General features: G+C 71.1%; 21 protein-coding genes, 1 pseudogene and 1 riboswitch. Of the genes and pseudogenes, 5 read left to right on the top strand and 17 right to left on the bottom strand.

Annotated elements, in window-relative coordinates:
* Positions 1-61 precede the first annotated feature (61 nt).
* Positions 62-174: riboswitch (SAM-I-IV-variant riboswitch) on the bottom strand.
* A 164-nt stretch (positions 175-338) separates the two neighbouring features.
* Entirely contained in the window at positions 339-1,805 is a 1,467-nt protein-coding gene (locus tag ASG51_RS05650) for an amino acid permease (protein WP_082513894.1), read from the top strand.
* Between the two features lie 235 nt (positions 1,806-2,040).
* On the opposite strand, the gene ASG51_RS05645 is transcribed toward ASG51_RS05650, so the two are convergent.
* The 3 genes from ASG51_RS05645 to ASG51_RS05635 form a co-directional block, all read right to left on the bottom strand.
* On the bottom strand, positions 2,041-2,652 hold the full coding sequence (locus tag ASG51_RS05645; RefSeq protein ID WP_056379650.1) for a class I SAM-dependent methyltransferase: 612 nt from the start codon (positions 2,650-2,652) through the stop codon (positions 2,041-2,043).
* A gap of 26 nt (positions 2,653-2,678) precedes the next feature.
* On the bottom strand, positions 2,679-3,926 hold the full coding sequence (locus ASG51_RS05640; RefSeq protein WP_056379648.1) for a DUF3419 family protein: 1,248 nt from the start codon (positions 3,924-3,926) through the stop codon (positions 2,679-2,681).
* A gap of 76 nt (positions 3,927-4,002) precedes the next feature.
* Positions 4,003-4,812, bottom strand: a complete 810-nt coding sequence (locus tag ASG51_RS05635; RefSeq protein WP_056379646.1) for an exodeoxyribonuclease III — start codon at positions 4,810-4,812, stop codon at positions 4,003-4,005.
* Between the two features lie 166 nt (positions 4,813-4,978).
* Here ASG51_RS05635 and ASG51_RS05630 point away from each other — a divergent pair, with 166 nt between their 5' ends.
* On the top strand, positions 4,979-5,731 hold the full coding sequence (locus ASG51_RS05630) for a lysophospholipid acyltransferase family protein (RefSeq protein ID WP_056379644.1): 753 nt from the start codon (positions 4,979-4,981) through the stop codon (positions 5,729-5,731).
* 11 nt (positions 5,732-5,742) lie between these two features.
* Here ASG51_RS05630 and tatC read toward each other — a convergent pair whose 3' ends face one another.
* The 6 genes from tatC to argS all read right to left on the bottom strand — a co-directional run bounded on the left by tatC (position 5,743) and on the right by argS (position 12,322).
* Entirely contained in the window at positions 5,743-6,543 is an 801-nt protein-coding gene (tatC, locus tag ASG51_RS05625) for a twin-arginine translocase subunit TatC (RefSeq protein WP_056216387.1), read from the bottom strand.
* Positions 6,540-7,148 (bottom strand): Sec-independent protein translocase protein TatB, encoded by a 609-nt coding sequence (tatB, locus tag ASG51_RS24570; protein WP_082513893.1) that lies wholly within the window; start codon positions 7,146-7,148, stop codon positions 6,540-6,542. The genes tatC and tatB overlap by 4 nt, the downstream gene beginning before the upstream one ends.
* A gap of 117 nt (positions 7,149-7,265) precedes the next feature.
* Positions 7,266-7,523, bottom strand: coding sequence for a twin-arginine translocase TatA/TatE family subunit (locus ASG51_RS05615; protein WP_055950728.1), 258 nt, complete (start codon positions 7,521-7,523; stop codon positions 7,266-7,268).
* A 251-nt stretch (positions 7,524-7,774) separates the two neighbouring features.
* Positions 7,775-8,782, bottom strand: a complete 1,008-nt coding sequence (nagZ, locus tag ASG51_RS05610; protein ID WP_056379642.1) for a beta-N-acetylhexosaminidase — start codon at positions 8,780-8,782, stop codon at positions 7,775-7,777.
* 285 nt (positions 8,783-9,067) lie between these two features.
* Entirely contained in the window at positions 9,068-10,543 is a 1,476-nt protein-coding gene (locus tag ASG51_RS05605) for an SPOR domain-containing protein (protein WP_056379640.1), read from the bottom strand.
* 30 nt (positions 10,544-10,573) lie between these two features.
* Positions 10,574-12,322, bottom strand: coding sequence for an arginine--tRNA ligase (gene argS / locus ASG51_RS05600; RefSeq protein ID WP_056379638.1), 1,749 nt, complete (start codon positions 12,320-12,322; stop codon positions 10,574-10,576).
* Between the two features lie 333 nt (positions 12,323-12,655).
* On the opposite strand from argS, the gene ASG51_RS05595 reads away from it, so the two are divergent.
* Positions 12,656-13,279: a transglutaminase-like cysteine peptidase gene (locus ASG51_RS05595; RefSeq protein WP_056216378.1), complete on the top strand. Its 624-nt coding sequence runs from the start codon at positions 12,656-12,658 to the stop codon at positions 13,277-13,279.
* A gap of 205 nt (positions 13,280-13,484) precedes the next feature.
* The gene (locus ASG51_RS05590; protein ID WP_056379636.1) at positions 13,485-14,171 is read left to right on the top strand and encodes a transglutaminase-like cysteine peptidase; all 687 of its coding nucleotides are present in this window, start codon (positions 13,485-13,487) and stop codon (positions 14,169-14,171) included.
* 115 nt (positions 14,172-14,286) lie between these two features.
* On the opposite strand, the gene ASG51_RS05585 is transcribed toward ASG51_RS05590, so the two are convergent.
* From ASG51_RS05585 to ASG51_RS05550, 8 genes are all read right to left on the bottom strand, one after another.
* A complete protein-coding gene (locus tag ASG51_RS05585) occupies positions 14,287-14,616 on the bottom strand; it encodes a hypothetical protein (RefSeq protein WP_055950713.1) in 330 nt (109 codons plus the stop codon).
* A gap of 144 nt (positions 14,617-14,760) precedes the next feature.
* The gene (locus tag ASG51_RS05580) at positions 14,761-14,973 is read right to left on the bottom strand and encodes a DUF3126 family protein (RefSeq protein ID WP_055950709.1); all 213 of its coding nucleotides are present in this window, start codon (positions 14,971-14,973) and stop codon (positions 14,761-14,763) included.
* A gap of 164 nt (positions 14,974-15,137) precedes the next feature.
* A complete protein-coding gene (cysE, locus tag ASG51_RS05575) occupies positions 15,138-15,995 on the bottom strand; it encodes a serine O-acetyltransferase (RefSeq protein ID WP_055950704.1) in 858 nt (285 codons plus the stop codon).
* 243 nt (positions 15,996-16,238) lie between these two features.
* Positions 16,239-17,174, bottom strand: a complete 936-nt coding sequence (locus tag ASG51_RS05570; RefSeq protein ID WP_277996197.1) for a helix-turn-helix transcriptional regulator — start codon at positions 17,172-17,174, stop codon at positions 16,239-16,241.
* Positions 17,175-17,515: 341 nt separating this feature from the next.
* Positions 17,516-18,412 (bottom strand): transglycosylase SLT domain-containing protein, encoded by an 897-nt coding sequence (locus tag ASG51_RS05565; protein ID WP_056379634.1) that lies wholly within the window; start codon positions 18,410-18,412, stop codon positions 17,516-17,518.
* Positions 18,413-18,625: 213 nt separating this feature from the next.
* On the bottom strand, positions 18,626-19,453 hold the full coding sequence (locus ASG51_RS05560; RefSeq protein ID WP_056379632.1) for a Cof-type HAD-IIB family hydrolase: 828 nt from the start codon (positions 19,451-19,453) through the stop codon (positions 18,626-18,628).
* 14 nt (positions 19,454-19,467) lie between these two features.
* Positions 19,468-20,022: a gluconokinase gene (locus ASG51_RS05555; protein ID WP_056379629.1), complete on the bottom strand. Its 555-nt coding sequence runs from the start codon at positions 20,020-20,022 to the stop codon at positions 19,468-19,470.
* Between the two features lie 113 nt (positions 20,023-20,135).
* Positions 20,136-21,464: a hypothetical protein gene (locus ASG51_RS05550; RefSeq protein WP_056379628.1), complete on the bottom strand. Its 1,329-nt coding sequence runs from the start codon at positions 21,462-21,464 to the stop codon at positions 20,136-20,138.
* 240 nt (positions 21,465-21,704) lie between these two features.
* Between ASG51_RS05550 and ASG51_RS24740 the strand changes: the two are divergent.
* A pseudogene (locus ASG51_RS24740) lies at positions 21,705-21,917 on the top strand (hypothetical protein); the annotation flags it as partial.

Here is a 21,917-nt window from a genome sequence, read left to right as displayed (position 1 = left end):
TCGCTCTCGTCTGGCCAAGGTCCGCATCGGGAGTGCAGCGGCCGGCCGAACAGAGATATGGCGAAGCCCGTTTGGTTGCCGGTCCGGCCACATCCCCGCCGATTGCCGGAGGGTGCCACCTTGCCCGGGAGAGCAGGTTGGCGTCAGGGAGCGCCCCGACTCTTGATGCGGCCCATGATTTACCAGAGGGGTCCGGCTCTGACAACACGGGCAGGTTGCCGCCTGGTGCGGGAACTAGATCGTGGCGTGAAATCCGGGGCGAGTGCTCGGCACCCCCTGCCTGGCCCGGGACTTGCGCCGACTGGCCCGCGATCCACCGTCATGCGAAGGTCCTGGCGATGACGGGCAACAGCCTCACCGCGCGCAAATCCGTCGCCGACATCCTGGCGGCCGACGCCGAGGGCAAGGAATCCTCGCGCCTGCCGCGCTCGCTCTCGGCGTTCGACCTCGTCGCCCTCGGCGTGGGTGCTACCATCGGGGCGGGCATCTTCGTCCTCACCGGCACGGCGGCGGCGAACTATGCCGGCCCCGGCCTGACCCTGTCCTTCGTGCTCGGCGGCATCGCCTGCGGATTCGTCGCGCTCTGCTATGCCGAGCTCGCCGCGATGGTGCCGGCCCCGGGCAGCACCTACACCTATGCCTACGCAACCCTCGGCGAGGCCTGCGCCTGGATCATCGGTTGGGATCTCGTTCTCGAATACGCGATGAGCGCTGCGACCGTGGCGGTGGGCTGGTCGGGCTACGCTCGCTCCCTCCTCGCCGATGCCGGCTTGCACCTGCCTGCGTTTCTGTCGGCGGCTCCCTTCACCCCCCTGCCCGGCGGGGGCGCCGCATGGTTCGACCTGCCGGCGGCGGCCGTGATCGGCCTGCTGACCCTGCTCCTCGTGCGTGGCAACCGCGAATCGACCCGGGTGAACGCCGTGATGGTGGCGATCAAGGTCGCGATCATCCTGTCCTTCGTCGGCGTCGGTGCCGCCCATGTGGATGTGGGCCTGTGGTCTCCCCTGGTGCCGGAGAACACCGGCCCCTTCGGCGCGTTCGGCTGGAGCGGCGTGCTGCGCGGGGCCGGCGTGGTGTTCTTCGCCTTCATCGGCTTCGAGACGATCTCGACGGCGGCGGGCGAGACGCGTCGCCCCCAGCGCGACGCGCCGATCGGGCTCCTGGGGTCGCTGGCGATCAGCACGGTGCTCTACGTGGCGGTGGCGGCGGTGCTCACCGGCCTCGTCCCCTACCGGGCCCTCGACGTGCCCGACCCCATCGCCAAGGCGGTGGAGGCGATCGGCTTCGGGGCCTTCGCGGTGGCGATCAAGATCGGGGCGGTCCTCGGCCTGACCACGGCGGCGCTCGCCGCCCTCTACGGGCAGGCCCGGATCTTCTACGCCATGGCGCGCGACGGTCTGTTGCCGCCGGCCTTCGCACGGGTGCATCCGCGCTTTCGCACGCCGGCCGCCAGCCAAGTCACCATCGGCGCGGTGACGGCCCTGGTGGCGGGGCTGGTTCCGATGGATCTCCTGGGCGAACTGGTGAGCATCGGCACCCTTTTCGCCTTTCTGGTGATCTGCACCGCCGTCCTGGTGCTGCGCCGGACGGATCCGGGACGCCCCCGCCCCTTCCGGGTGCCGGGCATGCCGGTGGTGCCGATCCTCGGCATCCTGTCTTGCCTCGCACTGATGCTCGGCCTGCCCGGAGACACCTGGTTGCGGCTCGCCGTGTGGCTCGTCGTGGGGCTGGCGATCTACCTCGGCTACGGTCGACGGGCGGCGCGGCTGCGCGCGCCGGGCCTCGGGGCGGGCGCGGCGCGCTGAACCTCAGGAGTAGTGGCGCGGGCTCGGACGGCCGGAATAGCGCCGGCGCAGATAGGAGACGAGCTTCGGGAGCAGGAAGGCGACGAGGAGCTTGCGCATGGGAAAACCTCCGGTTGGGGTGGGCGGCCTGGAAGCCGCCGCGTCGGAAACCCAATGCGGGGTCGGGCCCGGGCGTTCCGGAGACGGCTGAATCAATCTCTGCGATCGTCGGTCGCCGGGAGGGTCCTGCACCGCCTCAGCGCGTGATCACCGCGTGCACGCAGTAGCCGCGGAAGCGCTGCTGCACCCGCGCCTCGGCGTCCAGGGCGGAGGCCACGGCCGCGACCACCCGCGGCAGGTCTGCGCGCGGCGTCACCGCGAAAGCCGCGAGCCATCGGTTGAGGAGGCTACGGGCGGGCCGCGGCAGGCCCGCCTGATCGCCGAAATCCACCACGTGGAGCTGGCCGCCTGGCGCGAGGTGTCCGGCGGCCTGGGCCAGCACCCGCTCCCACGGCGGGATCATCGACAGGGCGTAGGAGATCACGATCCGGTCGAAGCGGGCCCGCCCGAAGAGGGCCTCCGGGTCGAAGGCCGTGGCGTCCCCGCGCGCGAGGCGAATGCGGGGCTGGAGCCCGGCACGTGCGATGCTGCGGGCGGCCGTGGCGAGCATTGCCGCCGAGACGTCGAGTCCGTGGCAGGCGGCCTCCGGGTAGCTTCGGGCGATGCGCACGAGGTTCCGTCCGGTGCCGCAGCCGATCTCCAGCACCGAACCGCCCGCCGGCACGGCGAGGTCCGCGATCGCCCGGTCACGCCCGAGGAGATAGAACTTGCGGCTGGCGTCGTACAAATGGCGCTGGCGCCGGTACATCCGGTCCATCGCCCGCGCGGCGTCGCTCACGCCGCCCGCCTACGGTAGAGATGGAAGCCGCCGTAGATGGCCGAGCGGTCGCGGGCCTGTCCCGCGCGGCTCTCGGCCTCGGCATAGTCCCAGGCGTCCAGGATCCCGTCCGGCACCCGGCCCGGCAGGCAGCGCTCGTCGGCGGCCGTGCGGAAGATGACCCGTGCGCCCGGCCGGGCGGTGCGGGTGATCTCGGTCCACAGGGCGGTCAGGTCGGCGTCGCTCATCCAGTCCTGCGCATCGAGGAGCACGTAGGCATCCGCACTCCGGTCGGGGCTGGCGGCCAGGAACGCCGTCATCGACTGCTGGCGGTAGCTCACGCGTCCGGCCCGGGCCCGCAGGGTCTCGAAATGGCGCGGCTGCAGGTAGAGCGGCAGGGCGGCGTCGGGACCGGGGGCGTAGCCCCGGCCGAAGGCCTGCCAGGCGAAGTAGTTGTCGGCGAGCTCGAAGTCGCAGGCGAGGCGCTCCAGGCGGTGGCGCAGGACGTCGACCATGCCGCCCGGGTGGTCCTGGGCGAGGGCGCGGTACTGGGCCGGGGGAATCCCGAGGCCGTAGAGGGAGGCCGGGCGCCGGATCAGCCAGCGCACGAGGCGCTTCTCGAACAGGGGGGCCACGTGCGCCGCGAACAGGCTGCGCTGTTCGGCGCGGTCGCGGGCCTTGAGGACGGCGGAGAGGTCGCAGCCGTAGAGCCGGGCCAGCCGATGCCCGGTCCCGATGAAGCGCCCGAGCAGGCCGTGGCCGAAGACGTTCTCCGAGAAGGCGGCGATGCGCCGGCGCCCGTCGAGGCGATGGGCCTCCCAGTAGGCGCGCGCGGTGGCGTCGAGGTGGGGCGCGATCCATGCATCGTAGGCGGCGATGTTGTCGGCCCTGTCGGCCCGCCCGAAGAAGCGCAGGTAGGCTGCCGAATCCGGCAGCCGCGTCAGGGCCGCGAGCTTGAGGCGCCCCAGGGCGATGTGCGCGCCGTTGAGATCGACCGCGCTGATCCGCGCCGGATCGGCGGTGAGGTAGGACAGGACGTTGCAGCTGCCCGACGCGATGGCGACGACGTGGTCCTCCGGCCCCAGCGCCAGGGCCTCCAGATCGACCGCCGGATCCTCCCAGATCTGGGGATAGACCAGCCCGCTGAAGGCCAGGGTGAACAGCCGTTCGGACAGGCCGGCGCGGGACAGGGCGCGGCTGCGATGCACGGCCTGGGTCAGGCCGAGGCTGGTTTCGCGGCGGACCGCCCGTGCTGCGGGATTCATGCGGGCTCTCGGGCTGTCCATCGGGGATGATGGACGCCGCCCCTACGCCTCGCGCATGACCGGCCGGTGACAGCCCTCAGAGTTCCAGGGTCAGCGTCACCGGCGCATGGTCGGAGGGGCGGTCCCAGCCCCGGACATGGCGGGCAACCGTCATGTCGCGCACCGTGCCGGCGAGGTCGGGAGAGACCCAGGCATGGTCGAGGCGCCGGCCCTTGTCGGCCGCCGACCAGTCGGGGGAGCGGTAGCTCCACCACGTGTAGATCTTCGTCGGCTCCGGCACGAGCAGGCGGGCGGCATCGACCCAACCGGCCTCGCCCCGCAGGGTCTCGAGCCGCTCGGTCTCGATGGGGGTGTGGCTCACCACGTCGAGGAGCTGCTTGTGCGACCAGACGTCGTGCTCCAGGGGCGCCACGTTGAGGTCGCCGACCAGGATCGCGGGGCCTGTGACCCGACGGCCGCCCCAGGCGCGCAGTTCGTCGAGGAAGTCGAGCTTGTGCGCGAATTTCGGGTTGAGGCCGCGGTCGGGCACGTCGCCGCCGGCCGGCACGTAGAAATCGTGCAGGACGATCCCGGCCGCCGTCCCGGCTTCGGGGCCGAGGACCGCCGAGATGTGACGCGCGTCCTGGCGCTCGCAGAACGCCATCACGTCGCGCGCGAGGAGGGGAAAGCGCGACAGGATCGCGACGCCGTTGTAGCCCTTCTGGCCGGCGAACACGACGTGCTCGTAGCCGGAGCCCCGCAGGGCCTTCAGCGGAAACGCGTCGTCCGGGCACTTCGTCTCCTGCAGGCAGAGCACGTCCGGCTGGGCCTCGGCGAGGAAGCGCAGGACCGAATCGATGCGCAAGCGCACCGAGTTGATGTTCCAGGTGGTGACGGTGAGGCGCACGGCGTTCGGCTCGCGTGAGACTGGAAAATGTTTAAAGGATCGTGCGCGCGTCGGCGCGGCGGGCCGGCATAGACCGGATCGCCGCCGCCGTCGCCGGGGAAATGCCGCGCCTGGGGCTCCTGATCCGCGAGGGATCGCGCCCGGGGCGAGATCGAGGGATCGTCACGTGTCGCGCATCCGTTCCGCGCTCTTCAACGCCTACTGGGCCGGCTGGACCGCCCTGTTCATCGTGCCGCTGGCGGTGCTCGCCCTGCTGGGCGCGCCGGCGCGGCCCATCCGCGCCTTCACCCGCCTGTGGTCGCGGGGCATCCTGTTCGGCCTCGCCCGCATCGTCGGGCTCACCTATGTCGAGGAGGGCCGCGACCGCATCCCGGCCGAGCCCTGTCTCATCGTGGCCAACCACCAGTCGGCCTGGGAGACCCTGGCCTTCCTCGTGCTGGTGCCCAACGTCGCCATCGTGGCCAAGCGCGAGCTGGTGGCGATCCCCATCGTCGGCTGGTTCCTGCGCCGCTCGCCGATGATCATCATCGACCGGGCCAACGGCACCCAGGCCCTGCGGGTGATGATCGACGAGAGCCGCGCGGCGATCGCGCAGGGACGCTCGGTGCTGATGTTTCCGGAAGGCACCCGCGGCGGCATCGCCGAGCCGGTCCAGTTCAAGCGCGGGGTCGAGCTGCTCTATGCCAAGCTCGGCCTGCCGGTGCTGCCGGTGGCGGTGAATTCCGGCCTGTACTGGCCCCACGGGGGCGCCCGCCACAGCCCCGGCGCCGTGACGGTGAGCTACCTTCCGCCCCTGCCCCCGGGCCTGAGCGGCGCCGAGTTCATGCGGGGGACGCAAGGGGCGATCGATGCCGAGCTGAACCGCTGGCGTGATCCTGCCGCCCCCGTCGCCTCGCCCCTGCCGGCCGAGGCCCCGTAGGACCGAAAGCCTTACGGGTCGAGCCCCTCGGCCTTGCGCTTGGCGGCCCGGCGGCGCTCGACGCGGGCCACCGAGAAGATCGAGGCCTCGTAGAGCAGCAGCATCGGAATGGCGAGGGAGAGCTGCGAGATCACGTCCGGCGGCGTCAGCACGGCGGCGGCCACGAAGACCAGGACGATGGCATAGCGGCGCTTCTCGCGCAGGAACGCCGTGTCGATCACGCCGATCTGCCCGAGCAGGGTCAGGATCACCGGCAGCTGGAAGGCGATGCCGAAGGCGAAGATCAGCGTCATGATGAGCGAGAGGTACTCGTCCACCTTCGGCAGGAGCGCGATCGTCGCCTCGCCGGGTTGCCCGATCTGCTGCAGCGAGACCGAAAACTGGATCAGCAGCGGCATCGCCAGGAAGAACACCACCAGGGCGCCGAGGATGAAGAAGATCGGGGTGGCGACGAGGTACGGCAGGAAGGCTTGACGCTCGTTGCGATAGAGGCCCGGGGCCACGAAGGCGTAAATCTGCGTGGCGATGACCGGGAAGGCCAGGAAGCCGGCCCCGAACACGCTGAGCTTGATGTTGGTGAACACCTGCTCGAGGAAGTGCGTCGCGATCAGCTTCGCGTTCTCGACACCCACCACGGAGACGTAGGGGTAGACAAGGATGTTGTAGATGTGCCGCGAGAAGAAGAAGCACCCGAAGAACATCACCACGAAGGCGGCCAGCGACTTGATCAGCCGCGACCGCAATTCGATGAGATGGTCGAGGAGCGGGGCCCGCGAGGCTTCGATCTCGGCTTCGTCGGTCTCGTTGATCATCGGCCGGAATCAAGCTGGGGTTTGGCCGGCGTCTCGAAGCGAGGCGACGCGCTGGGAGTCGGGTCGGGGAAGGCGGCCGGGGGTTCGGCGGTCCAGGCGTGGGGCGTGGCCGGAGCGGGCGCTTCCGAGGCGGAGCGCGGCGGCAGGTCGGGCAGCGCTTCCACGGGGCCGGGCACGTGTCGGACGGGCTCGTACGGCAAGGTCTCGGGTGGCATCGGCGCAGGCGGCGCCGGCATCGTCGCCTCGCGCTCGGCCAGCTGGTCGGCGACGTTGGCAAGGCCCTGGGTCGGCGAAGGGGTCGTCTTGGTCTCGGTTCGGCCGTCCACAGCGCCCTTCAGCTCGTCGCGGATGGTCTGCACCGGGTTGAAGGTCGGCCCCATCGTACTCGCCGAGCGCTTGACCCCATCCACCTCGCGGCGGATCTCGTCGAACTCCGCCTCGCGGATCGCCTCGTTGAACTGCGACTGGAACTCGCCGGCCATGCGGCGCATCTTGCCGGTGATCTGGCCGACCGTGCGCAGGGCCTTCGGCAGATCCTTCGGGCCGATGACGATGAGGGCGACGCCGCCGATCAGCATCACCTCGCCCCAACTCATGTCAAACATGGTGTCGACTGTCCCGCGACCCTGCGCCGCCCATCCACGGCGTGCTGCCCATGGCAGGTCGCGGCGCCGTGCGCCAGACCCGCGATCGGCCGCAGCGCCCCATTCTCGCGTGGCGGATCAGACGACCTTGCGGTCGGCCGACACCGTGTTGGCGGTGGCGGGCTCCCCCTGGTGGGGCAGCGTCCGCACCGGCTCGCCCGCGCTCGGCGGCGGCACGGCCGTGGTGGTCGGCGTCTCGTCCTCGGCCATGCCCTTCTTGAAGGCCTTGATGCCCTTGGCGACGTCGCCCATCAGGTCCGAGATCTTCCCGCGGCCGAACAGCAGCATCACGATGCCGGCGACGATGATCCAGTGCCAGATACTCATGCTGCCCATGGCAACCTCCCGCGCCACAGCCCGAACACTGCGCGGCGCCGTCTCGTGTGTCGATTGATGGCGAACCTAAGGATCGGGCACCCCGAGCACAAGAAGTGCGGGTGACGCGCGCTCCGTTCCGATCGCCGCATCGCGGGCATGCAAGTTTCCGGCCCACCGCCGGGTCATAGACCAGCCGCGCGCCGTTGTCGCCTCGTCCGGCCACCGGCGCGCGGGACGTCAGGTGGCCGGGCGTCCAGGCGACCCGGACCTCAGGCGGCCATCGACAGGGCTGCCGCGAAGCGAGCCCGGGCCTCGTGCACGTCGAAGGCGTCGGGGATGGCGGGCAGGCGGGCCAGGGCGGCCTCGGCCCGGCGCAGGGCCGCGCCGGCCAGGGCGGGGGCACCCTCGGCGACGCCCTGCATCTCGTCCGGATCGCCGTTGCAGTGCAGACCGACATCGATTCCGGCGGCGAAGCAGGCCTCGGTCCGGGTCCGGAACGTGCCCTGGAGGGCGTGCATCGAGAGGTCGTCGGTCATCAGCAGGCCGTCGAAGCCGATGGCGCCGCGGATGATGTCGCGAATCACGATGGCCGATTGCGTCGCCGGATGGGCGGGATCGAGGGCCGTGAGCACCACATGGGCGCTCATGGCCATCGGCAGGTCGGCGAGGGCTCGGAAGGGCACGAAATCCTGGGCGCTGAGGCTGGCGAGGTCCGCCTCCACCACCGGCAGGCCCTTATGGCTGTCGCAGCCGGCGCGGCCGTGGCCGGGGATGTGCTTCATCACCGGCAGCACGCCGCCCTGCATCAGGCCCTCGGCCACGGCCCGGCCGATCTCGGCCACGCGGTCGGGGGTGGTGTCGTAGGCGCGGTCGCCGATCACGTCGTGGGCGCCCGCCACCGGCACATCGAGGACCGGGGCGCAGTCGACGTTGATGCCGACGCTGGCGAGATCATGGGCCATCAGCCGGGCGCCCAGATGCGCGATCGTCGCGGCCGATCCGTTGAGCCCGGCGAAGCGACGCCCCGCCGGATAGGCCGGCCAGTGCGGCGGTCCCATGCGCTGCACCCGGCCGCCTTCCTGGTCGATGAGGATCGGGGCGTCGGCGCGGCCGACCGTGTCCCGCAGGGCGTCGGTCAGCGCCCGGACCTCGTCGGGCGTGCCGATGTTGCGCTTGAACAGGATGAAGCCCCAGGGCGCCACGTCCCGGAAGAAGGCGGCCTCCTGCGCCGAGAGGGTCTTGCCGGCGCAACCAAGGATCAGGGCACGGGAGGTCATGATCGGGGACGCATCCTCGGTGGATCGGCGCGGTGGATTGGGCCGGCGGGGTGGGACGACGCTCGGAGGGGTTCGGCGACGAATCGACATCACGCCAATCGGGGCAGGATGCGGCCGGACAACCACGAACGGAATGGGGGCTCACGGGAGGGGGCTCACGGGAGGGGGCGAGCGTGGTACGGTGGCCACAGGACGAGCGGCGCCTCGAAGGCGCCGCGCCCGCTGGCCGGTCGACCGACCGGGCGCGCGCCGGCGCCCGGTTCGTCCGGCGTCCGGGAGCGGACCTCAGTTCTTGGCCACGAAGCACTGGCCGCCGGCACCCTGGAGCTGGGTGCACAGGCTGGTCGCCTCGGTCTTGCCGAGGGGCCCGACGCGGACGCGGTAGATCGTCTTGCCGTTGACCTCGGCCTGACGGATCAGGGCCGGCTGGCCGGAGAGCTGGCTGTATTTGCCCTGCATCTGGCGGAAGGCGGCCTGGGCCTCGCTCTCGCTGGTGCGGACGCCGAGCTGGACGGCGTAGCCGCCCCCGCCCGCGGAGGCTGCGGCGGGTGCCGCCGCGACGGGCGGCGGGGCGGAGATGGCGGAGGTCGCCTCCGGGGCCACGGCGGCCACGCGCTGGGGCGCTTTGACGCGCGGGGCCGGTGCCGGCTCCGGCGGAGTCGCGGCGGGCGCTTCGGCCACCGGGGTCGTCGCCACCGGCGGCGGCAGCCGGGTCGCGCGCTGGCGCAGGGACGGGCTGGCGGCGCCGTCGCCGGTGGCGCCCGGCAGGGTCATGGTCGGGATCACCGACGGTGTCGTCGCTTCGGCGGAGGTCTCGCGCTGCGGCGGCGGCGGGGGCGTATCGGGCTTCACAGAGACCGTGCGGACCCGACGGGGTTCGCCGAGGGACTCGCCGAGGCCGCCCTGCTGGGCCGGCTGGGGCGCCGCTGCCGGAGCGGCGCTGCCGGGGGTCGCTCCCCCTTCGCCGGTCCCGAGAGCCGCCCGGGCGGCCTGGGCCACGTCGAGGGGCTGCTCCTCGCGGTTGACGATTCGGATCTGGCCGTCCTTGGCGGTGCGCTCGTAGATCTGCTTGTTCTGGTCCGGAATCTCGACCCCATCGGACTTCTGCGGCGCGATCTTCAGGGGCGCGGTGTCGGCCAGGATGGTGGGGACGCCGCCGCTGCCGCCGGACTGGCCATGCAGGCCGCGCCAGGCCAGGGCGCCGGTGACGCAGAGGGCGAGAACGCTGAGGCCGGCACCCACCGACACGAGGCGGCTGCGCTTGCGCGGACGCTCCAGGGAGCGGACCCGGTCGTCTGCGTCGTTGGGGGCGAATTCGGCCGCGTTGGGATCCGGATAGGCGCCCTGCGAATCGGCATAGGCGCCGTGATCGACGGAGGCGAGATACTGGTCGAAGGCGTCGGTCGGCGAGACCGGCTGCTGAGCGGCCTGGTGCACGGGGGCCGGGGCGTGAACGGGCGTGTGAGCCTCGACCTGGGCGGGGCGGCCCTGGACCGGGCCGTCGCCGAAGCTCGGCTCGATGCGGCCGCGCGCGGCGGCATCGGCGCGGGAATCGCGGGCCTGGAGCAGGGCGCGGAAGGGATCGTCCTGCCCGACGATGCGGGCGAGTTCGGCCAGGGGGTCGGCCTTGGCCGCAGCCGGGGCCTGAGCCTGGACGGGCGCGACACCCTGGACGGGCGCCTGGGCCGGCGCCGGAGGCTGCTGCAGATCTCGCGCAAAGGTGTCGAAATCGACCGTCGCCCGCGAAGCGTTCGTCGTCATGGCAGCATCCCTCTTCACGCCGAGATCACCTCACCGCATTTCGTCCGGCGCGGTGACGCCCAACACCGCGAGGCCGGAGGCGACAACGCCCCGCAACGCCTCAACGAGGGCCAATCGAGCCCGAGTGGAGTTTCGGTCGCCAGGATTAATAAACCGTAATTGCGGCAAGTCTTTGCCTTTGTTCCATAAACCGTGCAGCGACGAGGCCAGTTCGTAGAGGTAGAACGCCACGCGATGCGGTTCATGGGCGCCGGCCGCCGCCTCGAGGACGCGCGGGTACTGCGCGATCAACCGCATGATCTCCCCTTCGCCCGGATCGGTGAGACAGGCGAGGTCGGCCTCGCCCAGCAGCCCGGCCCGCGAAAAATCCTCACCCGGCATCGCCTGCGCGGCCTGGCGGAACACCGAGACGCAGCGCGCATGGGCGTACTGCACGTAGAAGACCGGGTTCTCCTTCGACTGCTCCACCACCTTGGCGAGGTCGAAGTCGAGGGTGGCGTCGTTCTTCCGGTAGAGCATCATGAAGCGCACCGGATCGCGCCCGACCTCGTCGACGACCTCGCGCAGGGTGACGAACTCGCCGGCGCGCTTCGACATCTTCACGGGCTCGCCCGCGCGCAGCAGCCGCACGAGCTGGCACAGCTTCACGTCGAGGGTGGCGCGGCCGTCGCTGACCGCCTTCACGGCGGCCTGCATGCGCTTGACGTAGCCGCCATGGTCGGCACCGAGCACGTCGATGAGATCGGTGGCGCCCCGGGCGATCTTGGTCCGGTGATAGGCGATGTCGGAGGCGAAGTAGGTGAAGGAGCCGTCCGACTTCAGCAGCGGCCGGTCGACGTCGTCACCGAACTCCACGGTGCGGAACAGGGTCTGCTCGCGATCCTCCCAGTCCTCGGGCAGCTGCCCCTTGGGCGGCGGCAGGCGACCCTCGTAGACGAGGCCCTTCTGGCGAAGCTCCGCCAGTAGGGCGGGCACCTCCTCCTTGAGGGTGGCTTCGGAGAAGAACACGTCGTGATGGATGCCGAGGCGGGCGAGGTCCTCCCGGATCAGGTCCATCATCGCCGCGATGGCGAAGGCCCGCACCGTCGGCAGCCAGTCCGCCTCCGGCTGGTCGAGGAGGGCACGGCCATGGATCTCGGCCAGCCGGGCGCCCACCGGTACGAGGTAGTCCCCCGGATAGAGCCCCGCCGGCACCGGGCCGACGGCCTCGCCCAGGGCCTCGCGGTAGCGCAGGAAGGCCGAGCGGGCGAGCACGTCGACCTGCGCGCCGGCATCGTTGATGTAGTATTCGCGCGTCACGTCACGCCCGGCCGCCACCAGGAGGTTGGCCAGGGCATCGCCGAACACCGCCCCGCGCCCGTGGCCCACATGCATCGGGCCGGTGGGATTGGCCGAGACGTACTCGATGTTGACCGGCCCCCCCGGCATGGTGCCGCGCCCGTAGGCCTCGGCCTCCGTGAGGGCGGCCCGGACGACGGCGTGGAAGGTGCCCGGGGCCAGCCGGAGGTTGATGAAGCCGGGGCCGGCGACACTGGCCTCCGTCACGTCCGGGTCGGCGCGCAGGGCCGCGGCCAGGGTCTCGCCCAGGGCCTTGGGGTTGGTCTTCGCCTCCTTGGCCAGCACCAGCGCGGCGTTGGTGGCCAGGTCGCCGTGGCTCGCATCGCGCGGCGGCTCCACCACCACGCGGGCGAGGTCGAGCCCCTCGGGCAGCTGCCCGGATTGGATGAGGGCCTGCACGGCGCCGCGCACGCGGGCCTCGAAGGTGGCGAAGATGTTCATGGTGCCGTAAAATTCCGTGTCCGGGGCTCGGCGGGGACGTCCGTCCCGCGGGGAACGCTCCGCCCCCTCGCCCAGGCCGCGGCATAGCAAGGGCGCTCCCGGGTGTCACGGCGGGGCCGCCCGCTCCGCTTCCGGTAAGCCCCCTCTCCGAGCACGGTTACCGACCCGTTGGCGGAATCGCGCCGTTTCGCACCATCGCCGAGACGGCGCATTCGGTCTGTCGCACGAGAGCCGCAATCGCGCCCGCGAATCGATAAAATTGCGCGGATCGGCTTCAGCGCGGAACAGGCGCCGCGGCGGCACCCTGGCGGCATAGGACGTGAGGACGCCGCCATGGACCGGACGAAGACGATTGCGCTGATCCTGCTCGCGGTGCTGGCCGCGACGACCGGTGCGTCGACGGCCCAGACCCTGGCGGCCCTGCCCACGCCCTCTCCCGCCGCCCCGACCCTGGCCGCGGCCCGTCCGCTGCCGGCCTGGGCCGCCTTCTGCCAGCGCTATGCCGCCGAATGCGCGATCGACGCGAACGAGCCCAACCGCATCACGCTCACCCCGGCCATCTGGAACACCGTGGTCTCGGTCAACCGTCGCGTGAACAAGTCCCTGCACGCCGTGACGGACCAGGAGCACTGGGGCGTGCCGGATCGCTGGGACCTCGCCGAGGACGGTTCGGGCGATTGCGAGGATTACCAGCTGCTCAAGCGCAAGCTCCTGGCCGAGGGCGGCCTGCCGCGCCGGGCGATGCGGATGACGGTCGTCATCGACGAGAAGGGCGAGGGGCACGCCGTGCTGACCCTGGTCACCGACCGCGGCGACTTCATCCTCGACAACAAGACCAGCGAGGTTCTGACCTGGTACCGGACGGGCTACGTCTTCATCAAACGCGAGTCGGCGGATACGGTGGCATGGGTCTCGCTAGGCGGGGTGACCTCGCCCGTCACCACCGCCAACCGCTGAGCGTCCCGGTGGAGGCCGAACGGGCTCGCGGGCACCGGCCGTCCCGACGGCGTGGCGCGATCCGGAAGCATCCTCTCGTCGCACGAACCCGTAGGGAACCAACGCGCCCCGGTGCGCGTTAACGCGGGTTTAACTTTCCGATTGAGCCTGGATCGTTCCCGTGTAAACCTTGTCGCTCCACCAGCGGGATGGCAGGGCGACCGGCATGCGGCACGCGATACTGCGAAGCGTCGAGGGACTGCCGCACGGGCCGCGTGGGAGACTTCGGCGACGCCTCGCCCGCACGGTGCAGTTCGGCCTCGTCGGGACCATCCTGCTCATCGGCGGTGCCAGCACCGAGGCTCAGACCGTCGCGGCCCTGCCCGATGCCTCGGCCCTGGAGGAAGGCGCCCCCGCTCGCCCCGTCGCCGCCTGGACCGCCTTCTGCGCCCGGATGCCCGCCGAATGCACCGTCGACACGACGCAGCCGGCCGTCATCGCCCTCACGCCGCGCATCCGCGACCTGCTGAACCGCGTCAATCGGCGGGTGAACGCCCGGATCAAGCCGATCACCGACCTCGCCCATTGGGGGGTCGTCGACCGCTGGGATTATCCCGACGACGGCTTCGGCGACTGCGAGGACTACCAGCTCCTCAAGCGCCGGATGCTGGTGGAGCGCGGCCTGCCGCGCCGGGCCCTGCGCATGACCGTGGTCATCGACGAGATCGGCGAGGGCCACGCGGTCCTGATGGTCCGCACCGATCGCGGCGACCTGATCCTCGACAACAAGACCAATGCGGTCCTGTCCGGCCCGCGCACCGGCTACACCTTCATCAAACGCGAGGGGCAGGATGGTCTGGCCTGGGTCACCCTGAACGGCGGGGCATCCCCGGTGGCCACCGCCAACCGCTGAGGGCGGCTCCCGTCGGCACGCGAAAGGCCGCCTCCGGAGGGGCGCCCTTTCTGCGTCGGTGGTTCCAGATGTTGGCCGGGACCCGTCCGGAAACCGCGGGGCCGGCGGCGGGCGCTCAGACGCCCGCGATCAGGTGCGCGAGGTCGAGGGCGACGCGGCCCGACATCAGGCTCCAGCCGCAGGCGATCATCGTGGCGATCATCACGAAGGGAATCGGGCGGCGCTCCAGCCGGCGGCCACGCACGGTGTTCCGCAGGATGATGAAGGGTGCACCGAAGGCCAGCATCGGCAGGGCCGCCACGGCCGTGACGCCGCCGCGCTCCAGCAGGCTGAAGCTCGCGCGACGCTCCGTGAACAGCTCGAAGGCGCTGGCGAGGAGGCCCGAGAGGGCGAGACCGACGCAGAGGGTCTGCAGGGAATCGAGGGCCGAGGGGCTGAGGGTCATGACGCGAACGCTCCACCATCGAGAGGCGATGTGGCGCGCACTGTGCCGCGTCGTTTACGAAACGTTAAGGGTTTCCTGCCGTCAGGGTTAAATCCACGCACAGGCCGGTGCGGCCTGTCGGGGCCCCGCGGCAGGCAGGGGCCCTCAATCCTCGAGATCGATGTCCAGGATCGCCATGGCGAAGTTGAACGAGCGGTCGCCGTCCTCGTCGTCCACCGAGACCACGCCGAGGAATTCCTCGCCGATATAGACCTCGGCCGAATCGTCCTTCTTGGGACGAGGAACGAGGCGGATGTTGGTGTTGGCGAAGGTCCGGCGGAGGTAGTCCTGCACCTTCACAATGTCGGTCTTGTTCACGCTGATCGCCTCTCGCGTTCGGGTCGTCTCCGGCTCATGGCCGGTCGCGCGCGGCGGCCCCGAGGGCCTGCCGGCGGCCGGGGCCGGGCTGGCCTCCGCTTGCCACGCCATCGGAGGATGGGCAAGCCGGGCTTCGGATCGATCCCGGCGTGCCGGGCGCGCCGTCAGATGCCCTCGGCCATGTGAATGAACTGGTCCATGGCGACGAGCTGGTCCATGGCCCGCGACGGCTCGGCGCAACCGGCGGTGCCGACCACGCGGGCGGGCACGCCGACCACGGTGGTGTTGGCCGGCACCGGGCGCAGCACCACCGAGCCGGCGGCGATGCGGGCGCAGGCCCCGACCTCGATGTTGCCCAGGATCTTGGCACCCGCGCCGATCATCACGCCGTGGCGGATCTTGGGGTGACGGTCGCTGCCCTGCTTGCCGGTGCCCCCCAGGGTGACGGCGTGGAGGATCGAGACATCGTCCTCGATCACCGCCGTGGAGCCGACCACGAGGCCGGTGGCATGGTCGAGGAAGATGCCGCGCCCGATCCGGGCCTGCGGATGGATGTCCGTCTGGAACACCTCGGAGGACCGGCTCTGGAGGTAGAGGGCAAGGTCGCGCCGCCCGGCCGTCCAGTACCAGTGGGCAAGGCGATGGGCCTGGATGGCGTGGAAGCCCTTGAAGTACAGCACCGGCTCGATGGCCCGGCTGGTGGCCGGGTCACGATCGAGCACGGCGGCGATGTCGGCGCGAAAATCCTGGCCGAGGCTCGGCTCGGCGGTGATCGCCTCGAAGAAGCCGTGGGCGATGAGCTCGGCCGGCAGCGAGGCATGTCCGAGCCGGGCCGCCACGCGGTGCGCCACGGCGCCCTCCAGCGAGGTATGGTTGAGGACGGTCGCCACGATGAACGAGGCGAGCTGCGGCTCCTCGCGCACGATCGCCTCGGCCTCGGCCCGCAGGCGCGCCCAGATCGGATCGCAGACCGCCAGCGGCTCGGCGCCTTTCGCGGCGATGGGGAAGGGGCTGGCGGACATCGGGGCCTCCTCTGGGCCGGGCGCGTCGCGTGGGGCCGAAGCGCGCCGCCACCCGACGCGCGGGTCATGCCGCGTCAGTGGGTTTCTGCTCCCGCCGCGCGGCGTTCCGGAATGGTCGTGTCTGTCGTCACGGGGTCCGGCAGAGGAAACCGGTGCCGGACCGCGCATCCCATAGCTTGGTGCGCATCGCACGCCCGATCAAGAGCGCACGCTGTCCCGGTCCGATCGGTCGGGCCCGAGCCGTCAGGCGCTGCGGCGGTGGTCGAGGGTGCCGAAGCGCGCCTCGATGGCCTCGGCCAGGCGGTCGACCATCACGTCGACCGGCACGTCGGAGGTGTCGACGACCGACGAGGCGCGGGCATAGAGCGGCTCGCGGCTGGCCAGGACGGCGCGCAGTTCCTGCATGGCCGAGGGGTGGTCGCCGGTGGTGGTGAGTTCGCCCTGGTCGCGCACGCGCTGCATGTGCTCCTCTGGCCGAGCCCGCAGCCAGATCGTGAAGAAGGCCTGGAGGAGCAGGTCGTAGGTCAGAGGCTCCGCGACGATGCCGCCGCTGGTGGCGAGCACGAGGGGACCGGGATGCTCGGTGAGGCGGCGCAGGGCCGCCTGCTCCAGGCGGCGGTAGCCCTCCTGTCCGTAGATCGCGAAGATCTCCTTCACCGAGAGCGCGTTCTCGCGCTCGATCTCGGCGTTGAGTTCGACGAAGGTCCAGCCCAGGCGATCGGCGACCCGGCGGCCGAGGGTCGACTTGCCGGCGCCCCGCAGGCCGATCACCGCGACGCGCGGCTGCGGAGCCTCGCCGCTGGCCGAGGACTGGCCCGACAGGATGCCCTTGGCCAGGGCGATCTGCTCCGGCGACGCGTTGCCGAGGAGATCGCGGATCACGTGCCAGTCCGGCAGGGTCTCCTGCCCGGCGATCAGGTCGTCCAGGCGCACGCCCATCGCGTTGGCGACCCGGCGCAGCAGGATGATCGAGACGTTGCCCTGCCCGCTCTCGAGCTGCGCGATGTAGCGCTCCGACAGACCGGAGGTCTGCGAGAGGAGCTTGCGCGACAGGCCCCGCACGGTCCGGGCATGACGAACCCGCCGGCCGAGATCAGCCAGGAAGGTCGATTCTTGTTCTACCGCGCCGGCCATGCCGTCGTCCGTTTCCTCGGTTCGCGGTCGGGCTGAAGCCCGCACGCAGGGTGCCACAACAGGGGGTCGATACCGGCACTATGCTCCCGGATATGGAAATATTATGCCCAGCTTCAGCGTTTCGAATCTGTCAAAATGCAACAACGCGGAACTTCGATGGCGGAACAGTGCCCTTGGATCGTTGCCGCGAGGGGGCCGAACCGAGCCCAAGCACGCTGCTTCGCATTGCACCATGTGAGGCGAGGCGCGGTCCGACGCAAGCGGTCAGGGGCACCAGAACGGGGGAAACCCGGAGAATCGGTTCGGTGCCGTCTCCGTCGAGCCGTGACGGTCAGGGACTGCCCTTGCGCGCAAACGCCGCGCGGGAGGAGCGAGGGCGGGACGGCCTACTGCGCTGCGGCCGGCAGGGCCGAGGCCTCGAGCACGGTGCCGGCCACCGGGGCCTTCTTCGCCACCCCCGGCCGGCCGACCGCGGCCAGGGCCGGCGCCGACGGACGGCGGGGCGGCAGCGGAACTTCGATCGACTCCGTGAAGACGGCCTCGACCTGGGCGCCGGCCTGGGTCATGCCCGGGACGACGCCGGGATGGGGGCTGATGGCCGCCGCGGATGCCGGGGGGGCGGCGTCGGCCGGCGCCAGGGCCGCGACCGCGACCGTGCCGAGACCGGCGAGGGATGCGGGCCTGCGGGGCGGCAGCGGCACCGCGACCGTCTCGGTGGGAACGCCATTGGCGGCGGGGCTCGGGGCGTAGGCGAGAGCGGTGTTGGCGGCGATGACGGCGGGGCTGTCGGCGCGGGCGAAGGCGTTGGAGAAGGCCTCGCCGGATTTCGGCGTCTCGAGATCCTCGGGGGCGCTGGTCTCGATGCCGAGGCGCTTGGCGGCGTAGTAGTAGCCCCGATTGTAGAAGTTGTAGGCCTGGGCGATGTCGCCCTTGGCGGCCCGGTAGGCGCCGGCGAGGTAGGCGATGCCGTAGCGGAGGTTCACCCGCGGGTCGAACAGGCCCGCCGCATCCCCCTGGTAGCCGAGGCCCCGGGCGGTCGCATGCTTGATCTGCATGAGCCCGAGGGCGCTTCCGCCCTTCGCGTTCGGGTTGTAGTTGCTCTCGCGCTTGACGACCTGGTGGACGAAGCTCGACGGCACCCCGTTGGCCTTGGCCTGCTGCTCGATCAGGGCATCGATGTTGTCCCGCGCCGCCGCACCCTGGGCCAGGGCCGCGCCGGCCGGGAGCATCCCGCACGGGAGGGCGACCGCGGCGATGGCGAGGAGCAGGAAGCGCTGGTTCATCGGAGACCCGGATCGTCCTTGTTCTTGGACGGTCAAGGTCCGGGCTAATTGAGGCCGGAAAGCGGCTCCGGCAGGCCGAGCGTGACCGTTTCCCCATGTGCTGTGTCGCACATGGCACAGTCGCCGCCGCCGTGTCCGAATTGTATCCAAAGCGATTCGCCAATGTTGCCAAGGGCCTCGCAGCATCGGAAGGGCGACGGCGCGCGGACCGCCTCAGCGCCGCAAAATGAATTCGTCGATGGCTTTCGCGAACCCGTCCGCATCGTTCGTGGCCGTGACGGCCCGCGCCGCGGCCTGGACGGCTGGCGCGGCGTTGCCCATCGCAACGGAAAATCCGCTCCGGGCGAACATCGGTACGTCGTTGGCCGCGTCGCCCAGGGTCGCGATCCGGGCGTGGTCGAGGCCGAGATGCCGGCTCATGGCATCCACGAAGGCGGCCTTGCCGGAGCCGGGCGGCGTCACGTCGAGATAGTAGGCCTGCGAGCGATGGACGTCGGCTCGCCCCGTCAGCGCCGCGGCGGTCTCCGTCTCGCAGGCCTCCAGGTGCGCCGCATCGGCGCTGACGCCGACGATCTTGGCGGCTTGGTCCAGGAGCGGTTCGAGGTCCGCGACCACGTTCGGCTCGGCCTGCAGGGTCCGGCGCTCGAGGTCGGTGTAGGGCCCCTGCGGATCGGTGAGGTTCCACTGCCCGCGGGCGAACACCCAGGTGGCGAGACCGGCCTCGGCGAAGCGCCGCACGGCCTCGCGGGCGGTCTCGGCCGGGATCAGCGTCTCCGACAGGAGGGTGAGATCGGGGGCGACCAGGGTGCTGCCGTTATAGGCCCCCATCGGCAGGGTGAGGCCGAGCTCGGCCACCAGCGACCTCAGACCCACGGGCGGCCGGCTCGACGCGATTGTGAAGGCGATGCCCGCCGCCTCCAGCCGCCGCACGGCCGCGCGGGTCGCGGGCGTCAGACGCTTGTCGGTGGTCACCAGGGTGCCGTCCACGTCCGAGATCACCAGGGCGATCGCGGCGGGCAGCGGTTCGGAGGACGGGGGCATGGAACTCGGGGGGCTCACGGTTGCGGGGCGCCCTCCCCCAATCCCAACCGGGCCACGATCGTTGCGACGATGGTCTCGGGGGCTGCATCGATGCCCACCGCCACGGCGTTCTCCTCGGGGGCCGGCGGCTCCAGGATCGCGAACTGGGTGTCGAGGAGGCCTGCCGGCATGAAGTGCCCCTGCCGGCGCGCGAGGCGCCCCTCGATCAGGGGGCGGTCGCCCGCCAGATAGACGATCCGCACCTCCTCCCGGCCGCGCACCAGCACGTCGCGATAGGCCCGGCGCAGGGCCGAGCAGACCACCACGCCGGGAGTCCGGTGCTGCAGCTGCGTGTCGATCCAGGCGCCGATCGCCGCGAGCCAGGGCGCGCGGTCGTCGTCGTCGAGGGGGTGCCCGGCCCGCATCTTGGCCACGTGCCCGGGGCTATGGAAGCTGTCGCCGTCGACGAAGGTCCAGCCGAGGCGCTCGGCGAGCCGGGACGCCACCGTGCTCTTGCCCGAGCCCGAGACGCCCATCACCACGAGGACCCTGGGCCTGCCGCCCGACGCCGGAATCTGATCTGATGACATCGTGCGCCCCGTCCTGGCAGCCGCCCCGGACGGGCCGGCCCCGGCCTCTTAGCAGGCCGCGGCGCCCGGAGGCTGTGCGGAAACATGCCGGACGAAGGCGGGTTTCCCCGGCCTCAGGAGGCCAGCGGCGTCCCCGGACAGGCGCCGGGCGACGCGGACCGCGCCGAGGCGGGATCGGGCGATACGGGGTCGGGCAGGATGGGCGCGAGCGCCCGCTCGCGCAGTCGCTGCGGGCCCAGGGTCATCGCGAAGAAGTCGTAGTACCCGCGCCGGTCGTTGGCCAGGAGGAACTGGAAGTGCATCCGGAACGGACGCCAGCGCACCTTCCGGTAGGTCTCCGTGCTGATGATCTCGCGGAACCGGGCCGAGCGCACCAGGGGGTTGGCGACCGCCCGGCCCTGAAGGTCGAGCTTCAGATGCACCACCGGGTTGAAGCCGGGGAAGTTCATCCAGTCCTGGGGCGCCTGGAAGTCGGCCCAGACGAGGCGCTGCGAGGTCACGAGACTGGCGATCTCGCCGCGCAGCCCCTTGGCCCCGCCCTGCATCGCCACCAGGGGCAGGCCGGACCCCAGGGTGACGAGGGCGAGCGTGGTCGTTCCGGTGCCGAGATGCGGATCGTGGGCGAGCACCCGGGCGGTCACCTCCACGGCGCTCAGGGCTCCCGAGGAATGACCGAGGATCAGGATCTCGTCGGGCGGGTCGCCGACCGCCAGGGCGGTGCAGCGGGCGAGGACATGCGCGGTGAAGGCCTCGAGCCGGCGCTTGTAATCCGGCCGCCGGCCCTGGCCGTGCTGCCAGTTGAAGACCCAGTCGTTCAGGAGCTGCCAGAAGAAGATCCGGTTGAGGACGGCTTCCATCGCCTTGATCCAGGCGAGGCCGATGAGGAGGCCTGCCGGCAGCGTCACCCAGAGCGGCCACCCGAGGCTGTGCCCGAAGGCCGTTCCCAGATGGGCATGCACGAAGGCGGCGATGGCCAGGGTGCACAGGGCGAGGAGCAGGACCATCACCAGCGGGTAGAGGATGACGTTGCCGTACTTCCAGTTCAGCCGGTAGAATCGCAGCATCAGGCCGGAGACGATGGTCTGGAGCGTGCCGAGGACCAGGAGGGCGACGCTGACCGGACGCCGGCGCCGGAAGTCCGCGCGGACGATGTCGTCCCAGAGGAGCACGTCGTAGGTGGTCTCGGCCCCCTGCGTGGCAGGCTGGCCGGCCACGCGCCAGCTCTGAACCAGCCCGTCGGCGCTGAGATGCGCAGCGGTTACCGTGCGTTTCGGCTCTCCGAACCGCTTGGCGTAGCGGGCCAGCTCTCGGACGAACAGCATACGGTAGCGGCTGCTGCCCTCAGGATCGTAACCCGGAATATAAAAGACGTGCCGTCGTCGGACCGATCCCGGAACACCCTGGGCTAGCCCAGGAGGTGTGTAGTCAAACGACGCTGTCATCGAATCCGGTTCTGCCGAAACCCAGGTCAGGCAAATTCACTGTTGCCTCCCCGACGAGAACGCACATCGCGTTGCTTCTTTCAAGTATCGTCTCGGACACGATTTTTTGGGAAAGACGTGGGTAGTGGGGACGGCTGGCGGCCGACGGGTGCTCACCGCGAGACTGTGTCCCGGCCGCCACGGACAGGGACCCGGCGATGGTCTAGGCAGCCCATGAGAGAAACCGACAGGCGATCCCGCATGCGCGCACTGCCTTTGGCCCTCTGCACCGTTCTGGGCACTGCCCTGACGGTGTCGGGCTGCTCGTCGCTTCTGCCTGCGGCCGGCCCGACGACGGGGGCGGTTGTGGAGGGGGCGGACGTGTCCACGAGCGAGGGGACGTTCGCCCGCTACGAGATCGTGGACCTGTCGGCGGGCCGGCCGCAGGCAGAAGCGACGAGCAGCCCGACACCG

It is taken from the genome of Methylobacterium sp. Leaf465, assembly GCF_001424705.1.
Lineage (GTDB): Bacteria > Pseudomonadota > Alphaproteobacteria > Rhizobiales > Beijerinckiaceae > Methylobacterium.
Note: the sequence above shows the minus strand (reverse complement) of the source record. Positions and strands in the feature narration are given on the sequence as shown.